Here is a 2,812-nt window from a genome sequence, read left to right on the forward strand (position 1 = left end):
CTGCGTGGGAATGCATCCCGTGACGTTCCGCGTCACATTTCGAAGCGGACGCAGAGCGTCCATGGCGGCATTCCCACGCAGAGCGCGGGAACGATCGGTGCCGTGGGAAGACCCAAGCGGATCCATGGTGTAAGCTCTCGGACTCTTCGGAATTGACCCTTTGCGAGCCCTATGCCGTCGCTTTTCAAACGCTCTCTGCTGCCTAAGCTGCGCAGTTTTCCGCTGACCGCCGATGCCGTCACCATTCTTTCCGGCGCTGCCGAGTTCCGGCGTTGCCTGCTGGAAAAAATCGCCAGTGCCACCCAACGCATCTATATCGTTGCGCTGTACTTGCAACAGGACGAGGCCGGCCAGGAAATCCTTGATGCCTTGCACGCCGCCAAACTGAAGCGTCCGGAACTGGACGTGGTCGTGGTGGTTGACTGGCTGCGCGCTCAGCGCGGCTTGATCGGTGCCGGCAAACAGCCGGGCAACTCGGCCTGGTACCAGGAAGCGACGCGCACCCACGAAAGTGTTGTGCCGGTGTACGGCGTGCCGGTGCAGACTCGCGAGTTGTTCGGCGTGCTGCATTTGAAAGGCTTTGTGATCGATGACTGCGTGATCTACAGCGGCGCGAGCCTGAACAACGTTTACCTGCACAAGTTCGACAAGTACCGCTACGACCGTTATCACCTGCTGCAGAACCACGCACTGGCTGATTCCATGCAGCACTTGATCCAGCACGGTCTGATCGCTTCCAAAGCGGTGCATCGTCTCGACCTGCCGAACCTGCCGACCACCCGCAGCCTGCGCAACGACATTGGCGATTTGCGCAGCCGCCTCAAGCACGCGGCGTACGACACCACGGCCGGCAGTACGGCGAAGGGCGGTTTGTCGGTGAGTCCGCTGCTCGGTGTGGGCAAGAACAACCCGTTGAGCCGAGTGATTTGCGAGTTGATCGCCAGCGCTCAACATCAGTTGACCATCTGCACACCGTATTTCAACCTGCCATTGGCGGTGACCCGGGAAATCAACCGGGCTCTGGGGCGCGGCGTGAAAATCGACATCGTGGTCGGCGACAAGACCGCCAACGACTTCTTCATCCCGCCGAGCGAGCCGTTCAAGGTGATCGCCGCGCTGCCGTATCTTTACGAGATCAGCCTGCGGCGCTTTGCCAAACGCCATCAACACAGCATCGACAGCGGCAAGTTGAACCTGCATTTGTGGAAGGACGGCGACAACACCTATCACCTCAAAGGCATGTGGATCGACAAGCGCTACACCTTGCTGACCGGTAATAACCTCAACCCACGGGCGTTCCGCCTCGACCTTGAGAACGCGTTGCTGATCGATGACCCGAAAGGCGAATTGCTGGAGCCGCGCAGTAAAGAACTGGGCGAGATTTTCCACAACACCACGCGCATCCAGCGATATCAGGATCTGGAAACGCTGCTGGAATACCCGGCGGCGGTGGCCAAGTTCCTCAAGCGTGTCAGTCGGGTGCGGATCGAGCGGTTGCTCTATCGGATTTTGTAACCCTCAGTGCTGCCGCGTCTGTGGCCACAACGCCACCAGCAGCAACAGCGCAGCGGCAACCAGGTAGGGAAGGCGCGGATCGACGTCGTAGATCAACGTCGCCGCCAGCGGTCCGATGACCACGCCAAAGCCTTGCGCGGCACCAATGGAGCCGGCGGTGGCGCCTTGTTCCGAGGCGTCGACCGCGTTGGCCGCCAGTGCGGCGAACGACGGAAAGATCAGTCCCATCCCGCCCGCCGACACGAAAAAGCACAGCCATAAACCCCACGCAGCATCCGCCAGGATGCTGCCGGCAAAGCCCACGGCCGCCACCAGTGCGCCCGCGCGGATGAGCCGCAGCGGCGGCCATTCAAGCCGGCGCACCAGCAGTTGCGAACAGATCAGCGCGAAACCGACCATGGTCAAGGCGATACCCGCTGTTTGCGCGGCATCGGCCGGGTTCATGCCGAGTCGGTCGAGGGCGAAGAAGCCGACGGTGATCTGCGCAATCGACACACAGAGCATCGCCACAAACGCGACAGCCATTGGGCGACGCAGTCGTGGATCGTTCAGATGAACCTTGCGCGGCGCTTGCCGCAGGTGCAGTTCCTGACCCTTGAGTTTGTAGTGTAGCACCACAAACGCCAATAACGGCAGGATCGCCATGGCATAGAACGGCAAGCTCAGACTGAAGCGCGACAACAACGCCGCAATCGCCGGGCCAATCACCAGCCCGCAGGCGTTGGCCGCGCCCAGGGCCGCCATGGCTTTGGCGCGGTGTTGCGGCTCGATGTTGTCGGCGATCAGCGCGTTGCCGCCCACCGGAATCGCGGCATAGAACACGCCGATCAGGCCGCGTCCGATCATCAACCCGATAAACCCCAACAGCGCCGACGGCAGAAAACGCAACGAGGCATCGATGAACAGGCACAAGGCCCAGTAGGCGAGGGTGAAGCCGGCTGTGGCGATCAACAGAATCCGTCGCCGGCCATAGCGATCACTGGCCTGGCCCCAGGGGCGGGCGAGCAACATCCAGATCACCCCGGACACCGTCACCGCCGCGCCGGCCTGCCAGGTGGCCAGGCCCAACACCCGGGCGATCGGTCCGATCAGGGAGACGAACGCCATCATCGACATGGAACAGGCCATGTTGGCGACCATGAGTGGGCGCAGGTCGAAGGCAGGGGTGGTCATGGTGAGTCTTCCGTGAGCTTTTATTATTGGCGGGGGATGTTAGCGCGGGTTATGTGCAAGGCAGGAGGAATATCGGTGAGCGTGATAATGCCTTCGCGGGCAAGCCTCGCTGCAGGAGCGAGGC

Annotated in this window: 2 protein-coding genes; one reads left to right on the forward strand and one right to left on the reverse strand. The window is 61.7% G+C overall.

Annotation, left to right across the window (positions count from 1 at the left end; all coding sequences use genetic code 11):
• The first annotated feature begins 171 nt into the window (after window positions 1-171).
• On the forward strand, window positions 172-1,515 hold the full coding sequence (gene pssA, locus QMX98_RS33785; RefSeq protein WP_010460013.1) for a CDP-diacylglycerol--serine O-phosphatidyltransferase: 1,344 nt from the start codon (window positions 172-174) through the stop codon (window positions 1,513-1,515).
• Between the two features lie 3 nt (window positions 1,516-1,518).
• Here pssA and QMX98_RS33790 read toward each other — a convergent pair whose 3' ends face one another.
• Entirely contained in the window at window positions 1,519-2,688 is a 1,170-nt protein-coding gene (locus tag QMX98_RS33790; protein ID WP_083376821.1) for an MFS transporter, read from the reverse strand.
• Between the last annotated feature and the right edge of the window lie 124 nt (window positions 2,689-2,812).

Origin of the sequence: Pseudomonas sp. PS02303, from assembly GCF_029959925.1 — a bacterium.
Lineage (GTDB): Bacteria > Pseudomonadota > Gammaproteobacteria > Pseudomonadales > Pseudomonadaceae > Aquipseudomonas > Aquipseudomonas mandelii.